Here is a 16,881-nt window from a genome sequence, read left to right on the forward strand (position 1 = left end):
CACCAGCCAGATCGGCAAGCCCCAGAACCTGCCCCACGTCACCCTCGCGAACGGCCTGACGCCGAACTCAGCCCGTCCCGAGCGGAGCGAGCTGCTCCCGGCGCGGGTCGGGGGCGGCGAGGCGCAGCTTGTCGGCCTCCTCGTCGGTCTCCACCGTCTGCGATCGCCGCTCCGCCTCGACCCGCTCGACGTAGGACCGGACCTCCTCGTCGCGGGTCTCGGTACTCCACCCCAGCAGCGGGGCCATCTGGTCCGCCACCGACTCCGCCGAGTCGACGCCACGGTGGGCGTACTCGATAGAGATGCGGGTCCGGCGGGTGAGCACGTCGTCGAGGTGCAGCGCGCCCTCGTACGCCACGGCGTAGGCGATCTCGACGCGCAGGTAGTCGGACGAGCCCGGCACCGGTTCGCGGAGCGAGGGGTCGTCCTCGGTCATCGCGAGCAGGCCGTGGAGCAGGGAGCCGTAGCGGTCGAGCAGGTGCCGCACCCGGTGCGGGTGCAGGTCGTACTGCCGGCCGATGTGCTCGGCCTGGTTGACCAGCGCGAAGTAGCCGTCGGCGCCGATGAGCGGCACCCGGTCGGTGATCGACGGGGCGACACGGGTCGGGATGTCCTGGACCGCGAGGTCGAGGGCGTCCTTGGCCATCACGCGGTAGGTCGTGTACTTGCCGCCCGCGATCGACACCATCCCCGGCATCACCCGCGAGACGGCGTGCTCGCGCGAGAGCTTGGAGGTCTCCTCGCTCTCGCCGGCGAGCAGCGGCCGCAGCCCGGCGTAGACACCCTCGATGTCGTCGTGGGACAGCGGCGTGACCAGCACGCGGTTGATGTGCTCGAGCAGGTAGTCGATGTCGTGGCGGGTCGCCGCCGGGTGGGCGAGGTCGAGCCGCCACGTTGTGTCGGTGGTCCCGACGATCCAGTGGTTGCGCCACGGGATGACGAACAGGACCGACTTCTCGGTCCGCAGGATCATGCCCACGTCCGAGGGGATCTTGTCGCGGGCGACGAGGAAGTGGACGCCCTTCGAGGCGTTGACCTTGAACCGGCCACGGGTGCCCGCGGTGTGCTGCATCTGGTCGGTCCAGACGCCCGTGCAGTTGACGACGACGTGCGCGCGCACGTTCGCCTCGTCGCCGGTCTCGACGTCGCGGACGCGGACCCCGGCGATCCGGTCGACCTCGTGGATGAAGTCGACGACCTGGGTCGAGGTGCGCACCACGGCGCCGTACTGGGCGGCGGTGCGGCCCACCATCATGGTGTGGCGGGCGTCGTCGGCCTGCGCGTCGTAGTAGCGCACCGCGCCGACGAGGGCGTCGCGCTTGAGGGCGGGCGCCATGCGCAGCGCCCCGGAGCGGGTCAGCTGCTTCTGCTTGGGCAGCGAACTCTTGCCGCCCATCGTGTCGTAGAGCGTGACACCGGCCGTCACGTACGGACGCTCCCAGACGTGGTGGGTCAGCGGGTACAGGAACGGCACCGGCTTGATCAGGTGCGGTGCCAGGCGGGTCATGTTGAGCTCGCGCTCGAACAGCGCCTCCCGGACCAGCCCGAAGTCGAGCTGCTCGAGGTAGCGCAGGCCGCCGTGGAAGAGCTTGGACGACCGGCTCGAGGTCCCCGCCGCCAGGTCGCGCGCCTCGACGAGGGCGACCGAGAGGCCGCGGGTCGCGGCGTCGAGCGCGGCGCCCACGCCCACCACGCCGCCGCCCACGACGACGACGTCGAACGTCTCGTTCCGCAGCCGCTCCCACGACCGGGCCCGCTCGGCGGGTCCGAGCCGCGCGGGCTCGGTCACGGCGTCGAGCGACTCGGCCTCCGGGGCGCCGCCTCCGTTCGCGGACTTCGCAGCCACGTCGGGCCTCCTCGTACGTTCGGTGTCAGGCCTCTGCTCCGTGCGGCGCAACAGGTGTTCACCCGTCGTCACCTGCGGCAACGTCCGGGGAGTGCCCCGCACCGGAGCCACCCACGCTACCCGCGCGCCGCTACCCCCGGGATGCACCGACCCGGCGTCGGGAAAGCGCTTCCGTCGGGCCGGAAGACCATAGACACATGTGACATGCACGACTAGCGTCCGCCGCGCTCGTCGGCGCGGACCGGGCCTCGTCGAGGGCACGACGGGGGAGGTCGACGTGACTCCGACGCTCAGTGGCGGCGAGATCATCCTCTGGGAGTTCCTCGGGACGGCCGCGCTGCTCCTCTTCGGTGTCGGGGTCGTCGCGAACGTGATCCTCCCGCGGTCCAACGCCGACGGGGACACCTCGCACTGGGTACTGATCGTCATCGGCTGGGGCGTCGGTGTCCTCGCTGGCGCGAGCATCGCCGACGCGACGGGTGGTCACATCAACCCGGCCGTGACGATTGGCCTCGCGATCGCCGGGAAGGTCTCCTGGGGCCTCGTGCCCTTCTACCTCATCGGCCAGTTCCTGGGGGCGTTCGTGGGCGCGACCCTCGCGTGGTTGATGTACAAGCTCCAGTTCGACGCGAACGCGGAGAACAACGAGGGGACCGTCGGCATCTTCTCGACCAACCCGCCGCTGAAGAGCCCGGTGTGGAACCTGACCAGCGAGACGATCGCGACCTTCTTCCTGGTCCTGTTCATCCTCGTCGGGCCGTACAAGTCGCCGGCGAACTACGCCGCGGTGTCCGCGCTCGTCGTCGGGATCGGCGCGGCGCTCGGCGGCCCCACCGGCTACGCCATCAATCCGGCCCGCGACCTCGGGCCCCGGGTGGCCTACTCGGTGCTGCCGATCCCCGGGAAGGGCACCGCCGACTGGGGCTACTCCTGGGTGCCGATCATCGGCCCGTTCCTCGGAGCGGTCCTCGCGGGCCTGCTGTCCCTCGTCCTGCCCCACGCCAGCTGACACCATCGCCCCACCCCGACCCGAAGAGGAGCAGGCTCGATGACCCAGTACGTCGCGGCGATCGACCAGGGCACCACCTCGACGCGGTGCATGATCTTCGACCACTCGGGTCGGGTCGTGGCCGTCGACCAGCTCGAGCACCAGCAGATCTTCCCGAAGGCCGGCTGGGTGGAGCACGACGCCGCCGAGATCTGGGGCAACACCCGCCAGGTCTGCGGTGGGGCGCTCGCCCGCGCCGACCTGGACGCCTCCGACATCGCCGCCGTCGGCATCACCAACCAGCGCGAGACCACGGTCATCTGGGACAAGGCGACCGGTGAGCCGATCCACCACGCGATCGTCTGGCAGGACACCCGCACGCAGGAGATCTGCGACGAGCTCGGCGCGCTCGGCGGCGGCGCGGAGCGCTACCGCGCGAAGACCGGGCTCCCCCTCGCCACCTACTTCGCCGGCCCGAAGGCGCGCTGGATCCTCGACCACGTCGACGGCGCGCGGGAGCGGGCGGAGCGCGGTGAGCTCGCGTTCGGGACGATGGACACCTGGGTGCTGTGGAACGCCACCGGCGGGACCGACGGCGGGCTGCACGTCACCGACCCGACCAACGCGTCGCGCACCCTGCTCATGAACATCGACACCCTCGAGTGGGACCCGGAGCTCTGCGAGGAGATCGGCGTCCCCCTGGCGATGCTGCCGGAGATCCGATCGTCGTCGGAGACCTACGGCAACATCCGGGCGCGCGGCACGTTCCGCGACGTCCCGGTCTCGGGGATCCTCGGTGACCAGCAGGCGGCGACCTTCGGGCAGGCGTGCCTGGAGGTCGGCGAGGCCAAGAACACCTACGGCACCGGCAACTTCGTGCTGCTCAACACCGGCACCGAGAAGGTCGAGTCGAAGAACGGCCTGCTCACCACCGTCTGCTACAAGATCGGCGACCAGCCGCAGGTGTACGCACTCGAGGGGTCGATCGCGGTGACCGGCTCGCTCGTGCAGTGGCTGCGCGACAACCTGGGGATGATCTCCTCCGCACCTGAGGTGGAGGACCTCGCGAAGGCGGTCGACGACAACGGCGGCGCCTACATCGTCCCCGCGTTCTCCGGCCTGTTCGCCCCGCACTGGCGCTCCGACGCGCGCGGCGTGATCGTCGGTCTGACCCGCTACGTGAACAAGGGGCACATCGCCCGGGCGGTGCTGGAGGCCACCGCCTTCCAGACCCGCGAGGTCATCGACGCGATGAACGCCGACTCCGGCGTCCCGCTGACGACGCTCAAGGTCGACGGCGGGATGGTCGGCAACGAGGTCCTGATGCAGTTCCAGGCCGACCTGCTCGGCGTCGAGGTGGTCCGCCCGGTGGTCTCGGAGACGACGGCCCTCGGCGCGGCCTACGCGGCCGGTCTCGCCGTCGGGTTCTGGTCCTCCGAGCAGGACATCCGCGACAACTGGGCGCAGGACAAGGTCTGGGAGCCCTCGATGGACCCGGCCGAGCGCGACCGGCTCTACGAGCAGTGGAAGAAGGCGGTCACGCGCACCTTCGACTGGGCGTAGGTGGCCTGCGGCCCTGTGAGTAGTAATCCGTGCCAGGGCACGGAAAAGTACTCACAGGGCGAAGCCACCTAGTCCAGGTCGTCGTGCTGCATGAGGCGGCGGCCCGCCTCGGTCACCGACCCCGAGAGCGACGGGTAGATCGAGAACGTGTGGGCGAGGTCGTCCACCGTGAGGTTGTTCTGCACCGCCATCGCGAGCGGGAGCACGAGCTCGCTCGCCACGGGCGCGACGATCACCCCGCCGATGACGACACCGGTCGCGGGCCGGCAGAAGATCTTCACGAAGCCCCGGTCCAGGCCCTGCATCTTGGCGCGCGGGTTCGTGCCCAGCGGCAGCAGCACCTCGCGGGCCGCGAACTCCCCCGACTCGACCTGCTTGTGCCCGATGCCCACGGTCGCCACCTCGGGGCGGGTGAACACCGCCGACGCGACGGTCTTGAGCCGCAGCGGGGAGACGCCCTCCCCCAGCGCGTGCCACATCGCGATCCGGCCCTGCATCGCCGCCACGGAGGCCAGCGGCAGCAGGCCGGTGCAGTCCCCCGCCGCGTAGACGCCGGGCACGGAGGTCCGCGACACGCGGTCGACGGTGATGTGGCCGGTGTCGCGCAGCTCCAGCCCGACCTCGTCGCACCCGAGGTCGGCGGTGTTCGGGATCGACCCGACCGTCATGAGCGCGTGCGACCCGGTGACCTCGCGGCCGTCGGAGAGCGTGACGCGCACCCCGTCGGCGGTGGACACGACCTTGTCGGCGCGCGAGCGGGGCTCGATGGTGACGCCGCGCTCGGTGAAGACCTCCTCCAGCGTCGCGGCGGCGTCGGGGTCCTCGTGGGGCAGCACGCGGTCGCGGCTCGAGATGAGCGTGACCGGCACCCCCAGCTCGGAGTACGCCGACACGAACTCGGCGCCGGTGACCCCGGAACCCACGACGACGAGGTGCTCGGGCAGCTCCTCGAGGTCGTAGAGCTGGCGCCAGGTGAGGATGCGCCTGCCGTCGGGGACCGCGTCGGGCAGCACGCGGGGCGAGGCCCCGGTGGCGATGAGCACGACGTCGGCCGTGACCGTCTCGGGCTCCCCGCCGTGCGACGGCGTGATCTCGATGTCGTGGGTGGCGCTGTTCTCCGACGCGGCGCGGAAGCGGCCCCGGCCGTCGACGACCCGCACCCCGGCGCGCTGGATCGTCGCCTTGATGTCGGAGGACTGGGCGAGTGCGAGGCCCTTGACCCGGCCGTTGACCCGCGGCAGGTCGACGACGGCCTCGCTCTCGTCGACCTCGATGCCCATGTCGGCGTTGCGGCGGAAGCCGGCGCGGACACCCGCCGAGGCGATGAACGTCTTGGAGGGCACGCAGTCGTACGCGACGCAGTAGCCGCCGACGCTGTCCTCCTCGACGAGCACGACGGAGGCCTCGTGCTGTGCGGCGACCAGCGCCGCCTCGTACCCGGCGGGTCCGCCGCCGAGGATCACGATGCGCGTCATGGGTGGACGTCCCTCCGTGGTGGTGTGGGGGTGGTGGTGCGTGGTGTGTGCCGGGGTGACCGGACAGGGTCCATCCTGCCCGTCGGGTGAGGTGCCCGTGTGTGGGACGTCGTGTGCGACGCAGCTCGACCATTGACAACGAACGGCCCACTCCTGGCTACCCTGTGCGCCGTGCCGCTCTACGCCGCGTACGGGTCGAACATGGATCCCGCGCAGATGATGCAACGCGCGCCCCACTCGCCTGTCTCGGGCACCGGTTGGCTCGAGGGCTGGCGGATCACCTTCGGGGGCGAGGACCTCGGCTGGGAGGGTGCGCTCTCGACCGTGGTCGAGGACCCGGCGTCCCGCGTCTTCGTGGTGCTCTACGACGTCAGCCCGCTCGACGTGGACCAGCTCGACCGCTGGGAGGGCGGCGAGCTCGGGATGCACAAGAAGCTGCGCCTGCGCATCCAGACGATGGACGGCCCGCAGCTCGCCTGGGTGTACGTCCTCGACGCCTACGAGGGCGGCCTGCCCTCCGCCCGCTACATCGGGGTGCTCTCCGACGCCGCCGAGGCCGCCGGGGCGCCGGACGACTACGTCCAGGCCCTGCGGGAACGCCCCTGCCGGTCGGTCGGGCCGGGCTCCGCGTCGATGTAGCCCTTCCCGACGGCGGGTCGGGGTAGGTCGGGCGGGTGCGTCTCGCCGCGAGGGCTGCACCAGACAGGGTCTGCGCGCCCCGAACCTGCCCCACGTCACTCTCGCGGATGGCGCGCCGGGCTACTTGTCGAAGCCCGCCCGGCGCAGGGCGTCGGCCATCGCGCCGCCCGGGGCGGGCCGGCGGTCGCGGTCGCCGCCGCGTTCCTTCGACTGGCCGCCCCGCTGCTGGTCCCCGCCGCGCTGCTGACCACCACGACCCGCCTGACCACCACGGCCCGCCTGACCACCACGGCCCGCCTGACCACCACGGCCCGCCTGACCATCACGGCCCGCCTGACCACTACGGCCCGCCTGGCCTCCCCGCGCCTGGCCACCACCGTCCCGACCAGCACCCTCGCGCCCGCCGTTCGGCCGACCTCCCTCGCGGCCGCCGCCCCGGCCGCCCGAGCCGGCACCCGGCTCGTCGTCGAGACGCAGCGTCAGCGAGATGCGCTTGCGCGGCACGTCGACCTCGAGGACCTTCACGCGCACCACGTCGCCGGGCCCGACGACCGCCCGCGGGTCGGACACGAACTCCTTCGACATCGCCGAGATGTGGACGAGCCCGTCCTGGTGCACGCCCACGTCGACGAACGCGCCGAAGGCGGCCACGTTGGTGACCACGCCCTCGAGCACCATCCCGGGGTTCAGGTCGGTGATCTTCTCGACGCCCTCGGCGAAGGTGGCGGTCTCGAACGCCGGGCGCGGGTCGCGGCCGGGCTTGTCGAGCTCGGCGATGATGTCGGTGACGGTGGGGACGCCGAAGGTGTCGTCGGTGAAGTCGGTGGGGTCGAGCCGCCCGAGCAGCGACGAGTTGCCCACCAGCGACGCCACGTCCGTGCCCGTCTTCTCGACGATCCGCCGCACGACCGGGTAGGCCTCCGGGTGGACGCCCGAGCGGTCGAGCGGGTCGGGCGCGTCGGGGATGCGAAGGAAGCCCGCGCACTGCTCGAACGCCTTCGCCCCGAGGCGCGGCACCTTCGTCAACGCCTTCCGCGACGCGAACGGACCGTGCTCGTCGCGGAACCCGACGATGGTGGTGGCGAGGCCGCTGGAGATGCCGGAGACCCGGCGGAGCAGCGGGGCGGAGGCGGTGTTCACGTCGACCCCGACGGCGTTCACGCAGTCCTCCACCACGCCGTCGAGCGACCGGGAGAGCAGCGTGCCCGAGACGTCGTGCTGGTACTGCCCGACGCCGATCGACTTCGGGTCGATCTTGACGAGCTCGGCGAGCGGGTCCTGCAGGCGACGAGCGATGGAGACGGCTCCGCGGATGGACACGTCGAGCTCGGGCAGCTCCTTCGACGCCTCCTCCGACGCCGAGTACACCGAGGCGCCCGCCTCGGAGACCATCGCCGGGATCAGCCCGGTCTGCAGCTTGGCGAGTTCGACGGCGAGCTTGTGCGTCTCCCGGCTCGCGGTGCCGTTGCCGATCGCGACCAGCTCCACGCGGTGCTCGGCCGCCAGCCGGGCGAGGGTGGCGAGCGAGGCGTCCCACTGGTTCCGGGGCACGTGAGGGTAGATCGTCTCGTGCGCGACCACCTTGCCGGTGCCGTCGACCACCGCGACCTTCACGCCGGTGCGCAGCCCCGGGTCGAGCCCCATCGTGGGGCGGGCGCCGGCCGGGGCGGCGAGCAGCAGGTCGCGCAGGTTGCCGGCGAACACGCCGACGGCGCCCTCCTCGGCGACCTCGCGCAGTCGGACCCGCAGGTCGACGGCGAGGCGCGACGAGATGCGGGTGCGCCAGGCCCAGCGCGCGACGCCGAGCAGCCACGGGTCGGCGGGCCGTCCGCGGTCGGCGATGCCCGCCACCGCGGCGATGCGCCCCTCGTAGACGGAGGTGTCGCCGTCGTCGTCGTGGGAGCAGGGGTCGAACGTGAGCTGGAGGACCTCCTCGGTCTCGCCGCGCAGGAGTGCGAGGATCCGGTGGGAGGGCAGCCGGGTGAACGGCTCGTCGAACGCGAAGTAGTCGGAGAACTTGGCGGCGTCGGCGTCGTCCGCCTTGCCCTCGCGGACCACCGCCGTCAGGCGGCCGCGCGTCCACATCCGCTCGCGCAGCTCACCCACGAGGTCGGCGTCCTCGGCGAGACGCTCGACGAGGATCGCCCGCGCGCCCTCGAGCGCCGCGTCGGCGTCGGCGACGCCCTTCTCCGCGTCGACGAACGCGGCGGCGGCGGCCCGCGGCTCGACCGTCGGGTCGCCGAGGAGCCCGTCGGCCAGCGGCTCCAGGCCGGCCTCGCGGGCGATCATGGCCTTCGTGCGGCGCTTCGGCTTGTAGGGGAGGTAGACGTCCTCCAGCCGGCTCTTCGTCTCCGCGCCCAGCAGCTGCGCGTGCAGCTCGTCGGTGAGCTTGCCCTGCTCGCGCACCGAGTCGATGACGGCGGTCCGCCGCTCCTCGAGCTCGCGGAGGTACCCGAGGCGCTCGTGCAGTGTGCGCAGCTGGGCGTCGTCCAGCCCGCCCGTGGCCTCCTTGCGGTACCGCGCGACGAACGGGACCGTCGCCCCGCCGTCGAGCAGCTCGATCGCGGACCGGACCTGCCCCTCGCCGACCACCAGCTCGGCGGCGATGCGGCTCGGGACGGGCGGGAGCGTGGCGGGGACTGACGCGGTCACGGGAGCCATCGTGCAACACCCCACCGACAGCCTCGCCGGGCCCCGCGACCCGTCGTCGGGATCGGGTGTGGCAGGCGGAGGCGACGATGCGGCGTCCCTGCCACTGGATGACAGCAACGACGCTCCGCTGTCACGGGGCGGGGACCCTCAGCCCTCCAGCGACAGCAGCGCCGCCTGCACCATGGTGCGCACGCCGACGGGCAGCGCGCGCTCGTCGAGCTGGAACGTGGGCTGGTGGATGTCGGACTGCGGGCCCTCGCCGGACCACACGCCGAGGCGCCCCATGGCGCCGGGCACGTGCTCCAGGTACCAGCCGAAGTCCTCGCCGCCCGACGACTGCTCGGTGTCGGTCGCCGCGCCGGGCCCGACTGCCCGCTCGGCGGCCCGCGCGAGCAGGTCGGCCGAGACGGCGTCGTTGACCACCGGCGGCACCCCGCGGCGGTGCTCCAGGACGTAGCCGACCCCGGTCGGGGCGAGCAGGGCCGTCACCAGCTGGCGGACCAGCGGCTCGAGCTCGTTCCACGTCTGGTGCTGGGCGGTGCGCAGCGTCCCGGACAGCGTCCCGACCTCGGGCACCGCGTTCGCGGCGTGCCCGGCGTCGACCTGGCCCCACACGAGCACCGTGCCCGAGCGGGGGTCGACGCGGCGGGACAGCAGGTCGGGCAGGCCGGTGATCACGGTGCCGAGCGCGTGCACCAGGTCGGCGGTGAGGTGCGGGCGCGAGGTGTGCCCACCGGGCGAGGTGAGGCGCAGCTCGAGCATGTCGCAGGCGGAGGTGATCGGGCCGACGCGGGTGCCGACCCGACCGACCTCCAGCCGCGGGTCGCAGTGCAGCGCGAAGATGCGGTCGACCCCGGCGAGGCCGTCGGCGGCGATGACGTCGAGCGCCCCGCCCGGCTGGACCTCCTCGGCCGGCTGGAACACGAGCCGGACCCGGCCGGGCAGCCGGTCGGCCACCGACGCGAGCGCGACGCCGGCGCCCAGCAGCACGGCGGTGTGGGCGTCGTGCCCGCACATGTGGGCGATGCCCGGGGTGCGCGAGGCGAACGGGACGTCGGCGTGCTCGTGCAGCGGCAGGGCGTCCATGTCGGCGCGCAGCGCGACGGTGCGCGGGCCGGTGCCGATGTCGCACACGAGGCCGGTGCCGGGCAGCAGCCGCGGCGCCAGGCCGACGGAGCGGAGCACGTTGGCGCAGAGGTCGGTGGTGACCCGCTCGGCGCGGGCCAGCTCCGGGTGCGCGTGGATCGCCCGGCGCCAACCGACCAGGTCGGCGGAGTGCTCGGCGAGCCAGGCGTCCAGCCACTGCGGGCCGGTGCCCGCCCCGAGGTCCACCACACTCGGGTCGTCAGGGCGGGTCTGCAGCAGCGTCACCGTCTCCACCTCCTCGGGTCGCGGCACGGCACGCCCCGCGACGGATGCCCACCACTATCCATCCCCCGAACGGCGGCTTCAGCCCGGTCCGGGGCGGTCGCGCCGAGGGGTCCCGGGGCTGCTGTCAGTGGCGCACGTCTCCGTCCCGTAACGAGACGAGCGGACGGTTCTCGCAGGTCACCGGCTCAGCGGTCCCCGTACGGACGAATAACGGGACGAGCGGTCGGTTGTCCGGAGTCGTACGGCACACGATCCGAGCGCGCCCTACCGTTCGTCCCGCGTCCCCGCGCCGGAGTGCCACCGGACGGGTGGGGCGGGGGCCACGGTCGGCGGTGCCGCCATCATGGAGGGGTGAGTCCCCGCCCCGCCGACACCCGCCGCCTGGTCGGGCGCTACCGCCTGGACTCCGAACTCGGGCGTGGCGCGATGGGCACGGTCTGGTCGGCCTACGACGAGGTCCTGCACCGCCCCGTGGCCGTCAAGGAGGTCCGGCTCTCCCTCGTCCCCGTGTCCGAGCGGGCGATCGTGCGGGAGCGGACGCTGCGCGAGGCGCGCGCCACCGCGATGCTCAGCCACCCCAACGTCGTCACCCTCTACGACGTCGTCGAGGTCAACGCCGAGCCCTACGTCGTCATGGAGCTGCTGCCCTCGCGCAGCCTCGCCTCCTACATCGGCGAGCGGGGGACGCTCACCCCCGCCGAGACCGCGGAGATCGGGTCGGCCGTCGCGTCCGCCCTCATGACCGCCCACCGGGCCGGAATCACCCACCGCGACGTCAAGCCCGGCAACGTCCTCATCGGCACGGACGGGCAGATCAAGCTCACCGACTTCGGCATCGCCCGCAACGCCGCCGAGTCCTCGATGACGCAGACCGGCACGGTGCTGGGCTCGCCGCCCTACATCGCCCCCGAGGTCGCGATGGGGCGTGCCGTCGGCCCGCCCGCCGACCTCTGGGGCCTCGGCGCCACGCTCTACGCCTGCCTGGAGGGTCGGCCGCCCTACGACGCGGGCGACCCGGTCTCCACCGTGTCCGCCGTCGTGCACGGCGACGTGCCCCGCCCGTCCGGCCACGGCCCCGTGCAGGACGTGATCCGCGGGCTGATGGTCAAGGACCCGACGCTGCGGATGCCGCTGCCCGCCGTCCGGCGCCGCCTGCGCCCGCTCATGGCCGACCCGGAGGGCCCGATCCTCTCGGCGCCGCCCTCCCCCGCCACGACGGAGTTCCGGCTCCCCCCGCCGCCCGCCCGGCCCGACGCCGCCGACCACTCCGGCCTCATCCCGGTCGCCCGCGGCCGCAGCGGCACGCTCGTCGACGGGCAGGTGCCCGCCGAGCAGCCCGGCCCGGCACCCCGCACGGCACCGCTGCGTGCTCCCGGTCGCTCCGTTCCCGACGCCGGGTCGAGCGGCTCGGGTGGGTCGGCGGCGGACGACGCGGCGCCGGCGGCCACGCCCGACACGCCCGCGGCCGGCACGTCGGCGGAGCCGGAGTCACGCCCCGCCGAGGAGGCCGCGGAGGGGCGCGCGGACTCCCCCGCCGCGCCCGAGGTCGCCGCGGACGACGCGGCCGAGCCGGACGGGACGGACGCCGCCGAGGAGGGCACCCCTGCCGCCGAGGCCGACGCAACCGCCGACGACGAGCCGGACGAAACGTCGGCGGACCACGCCGACGCGGCCGACGCGCCGGTGACGAGCGGTGCGGAGGACGGCACCGCAGGGGCTGACGAGGCGGAGGCACCTGCAGCCGAGCCGGACCCCGACTCCGACGCGGCTGCCGGATCGACGGCCACGGAGACGGGGACGCCCGACGGCGAGGCCGACGCCACCGCGGACCCGGACCGTGCCGAGGCGACCGCCCCACCCGCCGCAGCAGAGGGCGACGGCACCGCGACCGGCGACGCCGGGCCGGAGGCCGAGGACGTCGCCCCGGAGACCGGGGCCGGGGCCGGGGCCGGTTCCGAGGCCGACGCCGACGAGACCGAGGCGGCCGACGCCCCCGGGTCCGCCCCCGCGACGGGCGCCGGTGCCGGCGACAGCGCGGCCGCCACCCCGGCCGAGGACGCCGTCGCAGCGGACACGCCCGAGGAGGCCGCCGCACCGGACACGCCCGAGGAGTCCCGGGGCGGCCTCGACGGCGGGCGGACCACGCTCGTCGCGGGCACCGCAGCAGCGGCAGCGGCGGCCGCGGCCGCCGCCCGCAAGGACACCTCGACGGACGGCGACGCACCGGGCTCCGACCCGAAGGCCGGCGACTCGAAGGCCGGCGACACGAAGGCCGGCGACGCGCCCGAGCGACCCGACCCGTCGTCGGGATCGCGGACGCGGACGTCGACGCCGTCGGGCGGGACGCCCCGGTCGACCCCGTCGGGCGGCATGCCGGTGCCCGCGCCGTCGGCGGCCGAGACGACGATGGTGAACCCGCGCGTGCCGCCGCGCCGCGGCCCGACCACGCCGGGCCCGTGGCCGGCGCCCGCCCCGCCGCACCGCCGTCCGCCGTACCCGGCCGGGCCGGGCGGACCCCGCCGCCCGGGTGGGCCGCAGGCGCTCGCCCCGGACCCGGGTCCGCTGCCGTTCGCCCCGTCGCGACCGACCGGTCCGTCGCCCGAGCAGCAGCGGCGCCGGCGGGTCGTCGTGGTGGCGCTGGTGATCGTGCTGGCCCTCGCCGGCCTGCTGGGCGGGTACGTCGTGACCCGACTGGTCGGTGGGCAGGCGCCGTTCTCGATCTCGTTGTCGCCGGACGGTCCCGTGGTCGACGGCGAGCAGCTCGTCGTCCACTCCGACGACAACGCGCGCTACAGCGGCACGGGCATGGGCTTCACCGCCCTCGTCCCCGCCTCGTGGCAGCAGTTCCGGCTGCAGCAGCCGGGGGGCGACATCGTCGTGCGCTACGTCTCCGACGACGCGAACCGCGAGCTGCGCATCGACAAGCTGGTCGGGTTCTTCCCCGCGCGGACGGTGGCGGACTACGCCGCCCTGCTCGCCGACCCCGCCCGGGTGGGCGCGGACGGCGTGCGGGTGGAGCCGCTGACGCAGGTGGCCCCGGCGCGGTCGGGTGCCCGCGAGCCGGTGCAGCAGACCGTGTACCGGACGCAGAGCGGACCGTCGACGGCGCTCGACGACCGCACCACCTGGACCCGGCTGATCCCGTCGGGCACGGACCTGTGGGTCGTCCGGATGACCGCCCCGAGTCTCGACGCGGGCGGCACCCCGGCCCAGTTCGCCGCCGTCGCGGACAGCTTCGCCCCGCCCGTCTGACCCGCCCCGCTAGGGTCCAGGCTCCGATGAGCACCCCCGAGCACAGCACCCCCGACCAGGCCGCCGCCGAACTCGCGCGCCGGACCGGGATCGACCGTCACGACGTCGCCGTCGTCCTCGGCTCGGGCTGGAGCCCCGCCGCCGACGGCATCGGTGAGCCCACCGCCGAGGTCCCGGTCGCCGAGCTGCCCGGCTTCACCCCGCTCGGCGCCCCGGACCACCGCGGGATCGCCCGGTCCGTACCGATCGCGGGCGGGCACGCGCTCGTCCTGCTCGGCCGCACCCATCTCTACGAGGGCCACGGCGAGGCCCAGGCGGTCCACGCCGTCCGCACCGCCTGCGCGGCCGGCGCCTCGACGGTGGTCCTCACGAACGCGGCGGGCGGGATCGACCCGTCGTACACGGTCGGGCAGCCGGTGCTGATCTCCGACCACATCAACCTCACCGCGCGCTCCCCACTGGTCGGGCCGGCCTTCGTCGACCTCACCGACGCCTACGACCCCGAGCTGCGCGCCGCCGCCCGCGACCTGGACCCCGGCCTCGTCGAGGGTGTCTACGCCGGCCTGCCCGGCCCGCACTTCGAGACGCCCGCCGAGATCCGGATGCTCCGCACGCTCGGCGCCGACCTGGTCGGCATGTCGACGGTGCTGGAGACGATCGCCGCGCGGGCGGCGGGCGCGCGGGTCGCCGGGATCGCCCTGGTGTCGAACCCGGCCGCGGGCACGACCGCCGAGAAGATCGACCACCTCGCCGTGCTCGACGCGGTGCACGCCGCGGCCGCCCGCACCGGCGAGCTCCTCCGGGGCCTCGTCACCGCGGCGATGTCGTGACCCGGCTGCTCGTCGTCCACCACACGCCCTCGCCGGCCTGCCAGGAGCTCTTGGAGGCGGTGCTGGCCGGGGCGCGGACCGACGAGCTGCCGGGCGAGGTCGAGGTGGTCACCCGGCCGGCCCTCACCGCGGGCGCGGCCGACCTGCTCGCCGCCGACGCCGTCGTGCTCGGCACCCCGGCCAACATCGGGACGATGTCCGGTGCGCTCAAGCACTTCCTCGACCAGATCTACTACCCGGCGCTGCAGGACACGGCGGGCCTGCCGTGCGGGCTCTACGTCCACGGCGGTGACGACACGGCGGGCGCCGTGCGCGACGTCCTGCGCATCACCGGCGCCCTGGGCTGGGTGACGGCGGCGGCGACGGTCACGACGACGGGTGCCCCCACCGCCGCCGACCGCGAGGCCGCGTGGGAACTGGGTGCGACCGTCGCCCTGCGGGCTCTCGGCGGGGAATGAGCGGGCCCGCTCCGAGGGTTGGGGCGGGCATGACATCGCGCGCCGTGCAGTACGCCCGCTACGGCGGGCCGGAGGTCCTCGAACTGGTCGAGCGGGAGGACCCGCAGCCGGGCCCGGGGCAGGTGCGGCTGGCCGTGCGCGCCGCCTCGGTGAACCCCGCGGACTGGAAGCTGCGCACGGGGGCCTTCACCCCGGGCGCCGAGGCCCCGGAGCACCCGGTGGTCCCGGGGTTCGACGTCGCCGGCACGGTCGACGCCCTCGGTGAGGGCGTCACGGCCTTCGGGGTGGGCGACGAGGTGCTGGGCGCGGCGAGCGGCGGGGCGCAGGCCGAGAAGGCCCTCGCCGACGTCACCGCGCTCGTGGCGAAGCCGGCCGCCCTGTCCTGGGAGGTCGCGGGGTCCCTGGCCACGATCGTCGCCACCGCCTACCGGGTGCTGGAGCGGCTCGCGCTGTCTCCCGGGCAGGTGCTCCTCGTCCACGGCGCGTCGGGGGGCGTGGGCGTGGTCGCCGCGCAGGTCGCCCTCGCCCGCGGGATCACGGTGATCGGCACCGCGAGCGAGCGGCACCAGGACGACGTCCGTGCCCTCGGCGCCACCCCCGTGGTCTACGGCGACGGCCTCGTCGACCGGGTCCGGGAGGTGACCGACCGCGTGGACGCCGTGTTCGACGCCGCCGGAAAGGGCTCGCTCGCCGACCTCGTCGCGCTCGCCGGGTCGCCCGACCGCGTCATCACGATCGCCCACCCCGACGCCGCCGACCACGGGGTCGCGTTCTCCTCCGGCGGGAGCGTGGAGGGGTCGCTCGCCGAGTTCGTCGGTCAGCTCGAGGCGGGCACGTTCCGGGCCCCGGAGGTCGTCGTCTACCCGCTCGAGCAGGTCGCGCAGGCCCAGGAGGACAACCGGACGGGCGCGGTCAGCGGCAAGCTGGTCGTCACCCCCTGAGCCGCAGCGCGCTCTCGTAGAGGGCGTTGGTCGGCACCCCGTGCGCGGTGCCGACCTCCTTCGCGGCGTCCTTGAGGCGCCGTCCGTCCGCGGCGAGGGCGAGGACCTCGGCGGCGAGGTCGTCCGGCTCCGGGGCCTTCCGGACAGCGGGGCCGAGGACCACGGTGATCTCCCCCAGCACGTCGGGCCCGGCCCACGCCGCCAGCTCGCCGAGGGTGCCGCGCAGGACCTCCTCGTGCGTCTTCGTCAGCTCCCGGCACACCACGGCGCGACGGTCGGGCCCGAGGACCCGGGCGGCGACCTGGAGCGTCTTGCCTAGCCGTCGCGGGGACTCGAAGAACACCACCGTGCGGGGCTCGTCGGCGAGCTCGGTGAACCACTGGTCGCGCTTGTGGTCGGTGCGCGGTGCGAACCCCTCGAAGCAGAACCGGTCGGTGGGCAGACCGGACACGGCGAGCGCCGCGAGCACCGCCGACGGCCCGGGCAGGCACCGCACCGGCACGTCCGCCTCGACGGCCGCGGCGACCAGGCGGAAGCCCGGGTCGGACACGGCGGGCATCCCGGCGTCGGTGACGACGAGGACGGTCGCCCCGCCCTGCAGGTCCTCGACCAGCCGCGGGATGCGGGCCCGCTCGACGTCCTCGTAGAAGCTGACCTTGCGGCCGGTCACCGTCACCCCGAGCGCGGCCGTCAGCCGGCCCAGCCGCCGGGTGTCCTCCGCAGCGACCACGTCCGCCGTCGCGAGCGCGTCCTTCAGGCGCTGCGAGGCGTCGCCGGGGTCGCCGAGCGGGGTGGCGGCGAGCAGGAGGACACCGCCCTCCGGGCGAGCGGAGCGGCGGGAGAGGTCCTCGGACACGGGGGTCGAG

Annotated in this window: 12 protein-coding genes; 7 read left to right on the plus strand and 5 right to left on the minus strand. The window is 74.4% G+C overall.

The genetic code is table 11. The features are described 5' to 3' along the window. Positions 1-67: 67 nt before the first annotated feature. Positions 68-1,789, minus strand: coding sequence for a glycerol-3-phosphate dehydrogenase/oxidase (locus A3CO_RS0119635; RefSeq protein WP_026204790.1), 1,722 nt, complete (start codon positions 1,787-1,789; stop codon positions 68-70). Between the two features lie 334 nt (positions 1,790-2,123). On the opposite strand from A3CO_RS0119635, the gene A3CO_RS0119640 reads away from it, so the two are divergent. Together A3CO_RS0119640 and glpK are read left to right on the plus strand one after the other, a co-directional pair. Continuing rightward, positions 2,124-2,855 carry an MIP/aquaporin family protein gene (locus tag A3CO_RS0119640; protein WP_018333954.1) on the plus strand — a complete coding sequence of 244 codons (732 nt, stop codon included), beginning with the start codon at positions 2,124-2,126 and terminating at the stop codon, positions 2,853-2,855. A 39-nt stretch (positions 2,856-2,894) separates the two neighbouring features. Then, a complete protein-coding gene (gene glpK, locus A3CO_RS0119645) occupies positions 2,895-4,397 on the plus strand; it encodes a glycerol kinase GlpK (protein WP_018333955.1) in 1,503 nt (500 codons plus the stop codon). Between the two features lie 68 nt (positions 4,398-4,465). On the opposite strand, the gene A3CO_RS0119650 is transcribed toward glpK, so the two are convergent. Continuing rightward, a complete protein-coding gene (locus A3CO_RS0119650) occupies positions 4,466-5,872 on the minus strand; it encodes an NAD(P)H-quinone dehydrogenase (protein ID WP_018333956.1) in 1,407 nt (468 codons plus the stop codon). Between the two features lie 171 nt (positions 5,873-6,043). On the opposite strand from A3CO_RS0119650, the gene A3CO_RS0119655 reads away from it, so the two are divergent. Next, on the plus strand, positions 6,044-6,511 hold the full coding sequence (locus A3CO_RS0119655) for a gamma-glutamylcyclotransferase family protein (protein WP_018333957.1): 468 nt from the start codon (positions 6,044-6,046) through the stop codon (positions 6,509-6,511). 120 nt (positions 6,512-6,631) lie between these two features. Here A3CO_RS0119655 and A3CO_RS0119660 read toward each other — a convergent pair whose 3' ends face one another. Continuing rightward, the gene (locus A3CO_RS0119660; protein ID WP_018333958.1) at positions 6,632-9,163 is read right to left on the minus strand and encodes a Tex family protein; all 2,532 of its coding nucleotides are present in this window, start codon (positions 9,161-9,163) and stop codon (positions 6,632-6,634) included. Between the two features lie 147 nt (positions 9,164-9,310). Continuing rightward, positions 9,311-10,534 carry an amidohydrolase gene (locus A3CO_RS0119665; RefSeq protein ID WP_051086028.1) on the minus strand — a complete coding sequence of 408 codons (1,224 nt, stop codon included), beginning with the start codon at positions 10,532-10,534 and terminating at the stop codon, positions 9,311-9,313. 351 nt (positions 10,535-10,885) lie between these two features. Here A3CO_RS0119665 and A3CO_RS40440 point away from each other — a divergent pair, with 351 nt between their 5' ends. From A3CO_RS40440 to A3CO_RS0119685, 4 genes are read left to right on the plus strand one after another with little or no spacing between them, the layout of a single operon-like run. Next, entirely contained in the window at positions 10,886-13,786 is a 2,901-nt protein-coding gene (locus A3CO_RS40440; RefSeq protein WP_018333960.1) for a serine/threonine-protein kinase, read from the plus strand. Positions 13,787-13,812: 26 nt separating this feature from the next. Beyond that, the gene (locus A3CO_RS0119675; RefSeq protein WP_018333961.1) at positions 13,813-14,616 is read left to right on the plus strand and encodes a purine-nucleoside phosphorylase; all 804 of its coding nucleotides are present in this window, start codon (positions 13,813-13,815) and stop codon (positions 14,614-14,616) included. Then, positions 14,613-15,074 carry an NAD(P)H-dependent oxidoreductase gene (locus A3CO_RS0119680; protein WP_018333962.1) on the plus strand — a complete coding sequence of 154 codons (462 nt, stop codon included), beginning with the start codon at positions 14,613-14,615 and terminating at the stop codon, positions 15,072-15,074. The genes A3CO_RS0119675 and A3CO_RS0119680 overlap by 4 nt, the downstream gene beginning before the upstream one ends. 29 nt (positions 15,075-15,103) lie before the next feature. Continuing rightward, positions 15,104-16,015 (plus strand): NADP-dependent oxidoreductase, encoded by a 912-nt coding sequence (locus A3CO_RS0119685; RefSeq protein WP_026204791.1) that lies wholly within the window; start codon positions 15,104-15,106, stop codon positions 16,013-16,015. Here A3CO_RS0119685 and rsmI read toward each other — a convergent pair. Continuing rightward, complete coding sequence (gene rsmI / locus A3CO_RS0119690) at positions 16,005-16,871, minus strand: 16S rRNA (cytidine(1402)-2'-O)-methyltransferase (protein ID WP_018333964.1); 867 nt, start codon at positions 16,869-16,871, stop codon at positions 16,005-16,007. The two genes, A3CO_RS0119685 and rsmI, sit on opposite strands and share 11 nt — an antisense overlap. Positions 16,872-16,881 lie beyond the last annotated feature (10 nt).

It is taken from the genome of Actinomycetospora chiangmaiensis DSM 45062, from assembly GCF_000379625.1.
Lineage (GTDB): Bacteria > Actinomycetota > Actinomycetes > Mycobacteriales > Pseudonocardiaceae > Actinomycetospora > Actinomycetospora chiangmaiensis.

Coding starts and splice junctions, on each gene's coding strand:
- A3CO_RS0119675 (WP_018333961.1), top strand. CDS start 13,813: ATGAGCACCCCCGAGCACAGCACCCCCGACCAGGCCGCCGCCGAACTC.
- A3CO_RS0119685 (WP_026204791.1), top strand. CDS start 15,104: ATGACATCGCGCGCCGTGCAGTACGCCCGCTACGGCGGGCCGGAGGTC.
- A3CO_RS0119650 (WP_018333956.1), bottom strand. CDS start 5,872: ATGACGCGCATCGTGATCCTCGGCGGCGGACCCGCCGGGTACGAGGCG.
- glpK (WP_018333955.1), top strand. CDS start 2,895: ATGACCCAGTACGTCGCGGCGATCGACCAGGGCACCACCTCGACGCGG.